Origin of the sequence: Pseudomonas sp. PS01300, assembly GCF_029960155.1 — a bacterium.
GTDB lineage: Bacteria > Pseudomonadota > Gammaproteobacteria > Pseudomonadales > Pseudomonadaceae > Aquipseudomonas > Aquipseudomonas palmensis.
This window is the reverse complement of sequence record NZ_JASCPN010000137.1, coordinates 1-1,424: the sequence shown is the minus strand read 5'-3', so window position 1 is coordinate 1,424 and position 1,424 is coordinate 1. Positions and strand designations below refer to the sequence as shown.

Below are 1,424 nucleotides of genomic sequence, written 5' to 3'. Positions count from 1 at the left end.
CGGGTGGAAATGCAGTGGGAGACCGAGTTCGCCCTGAGCTTTGCGGTGATCAACAAGGCAGGGAAGCTGGGGCAGGTTGCGAAAGCGCTTGGGGAGCGGGAGACGGCTTGGAAGGCGTCGAGCCTGGTGGACAACGCTGGTGGTAAAAATGGGCCACCTGGAAAGAATCCGAATTCGACAAGTGGTATAACGGATGCGGAGGCAGGGATGCCTTATGCGCATTCGGTGGGGGGTGCAAAAGGAACTGGGGCTGTTGTAGATGACACGATCAAGGCATTACCAGCCCCAAGACAAATAGATGCATCGTGGAGCGCGAGCACTTATAACAAAGGCGGTTTGATGACAGGTATTGAGCATGTATTCTATCGCCATGGACCTGATTCAGGATTTGCGAATGTTAGTAAGTTCTCGCAAGGAACATCTGTTAAAGATGTCTCTAGTTATGTTGATAACGCACTGAAATATGGGAAGGTAACTCCTAATGGCCCAGGTGGGCACGTTATTGAGTACAATGCAGGTAAGGTGATTGGAACAAACGTCTCAGGCGCTCCAACATCGACAATCAAAATAAATGTTCGGGATGGTGTGATTCAGACTGCATTCCCGTACTAGTTAGGAATGGTTATGAGCAGTGGCGGCACACTAATAGAACGATTTGTCGCCCAAGAGTTGGACGACAGCGTTCGCTCTATTTTGAAAGATGCCTTTGATGAGCGGATGTGCTCAAAGAGCGTTCTGCTCAGGGAGTTCGAGTTTAATTGCTTTGACGTTTCTTTGGACTTTGAAAAAGGCATCGTCACATTGCAAGATGTTCTTTCCGCTGGAGAGAGTAGCTTTCTTGATATACCGATACGTGATTTTATCTCTGCTTGCGGTTTGAATGTCTCTTGTTAATTGTAGAAGCCTAGGTGTGATCTGACACCGGCCTAGCGCCGGTGTTTTTGCACCCGATCTGCACCCTTTTTGCCGCCTTCTTGCATCCTTTCTGCAGTCAAGTTGCACCCCTTTTGCACCCACCCTGACGACCTACGGTCTATCTGCTCAATACTCCCTTTTTGAGCATGAATTTTCGCTCCTTAACAGGAGCAAAATCTCAATACACAACACGCACCTCTTGCGAGGCCAGGCAGGCAGCATCGCCATGGCCACGGGCTTCAAGTTTGCCGGTGACCAGACCATTCGATTTGAGAACGGCAGCCTGCCAAAAATTGTGGTGCATGCCGTCATGGGTGGTTTGCTGGCAGAGGCCACGGGCAGTGATTTCAAAACTGGCGCCATGGCTGCGGGCTTGAACGAGGCCATGGCAGATACGCTGTCAACGTTATCCGGTGGCGACACCAACGTTCATGTGATGCTGTCCCAATTGACTGGTGTGCTTGCCGCCGCAGCCGTCAACGGTGATCTTCAGAAAGGCTCCGAGGTTG

Annotated in this window: 2 protein-coding genes and 1 pseudogene; all 3 read left to right on the top strand. The window is 50.8% G+C overall.

What is annotated here, in order from left to right:
- A pseudogene (locus QMX96_RS26670) lies at positions 1 to 612 on the top strand (hypothetical protein); the annotation flags it as partial.
- Between the two features lie 12 nt (positions 613 to 624).
- Positions 625 to 894: a hypothetical protein gene (locus QMX96_RS26665; RefSeq protein WP_054916221.1), complete on the top strand. Its 270-nt coding sequence runs from the start codon at positions 625 to 627 to the stop codon at positions 892 to 894.
- A 247-nt stretch (positions 895 to 1,141) separates the two neighbouring features.
- Positions 1,142 to 1,424: hypothetical protein (locus QMX96_RS26660; RefSeq protein WP_282362720.1), on the top strand; the 283-nt coding region annotated here is incomplete at its 3' end.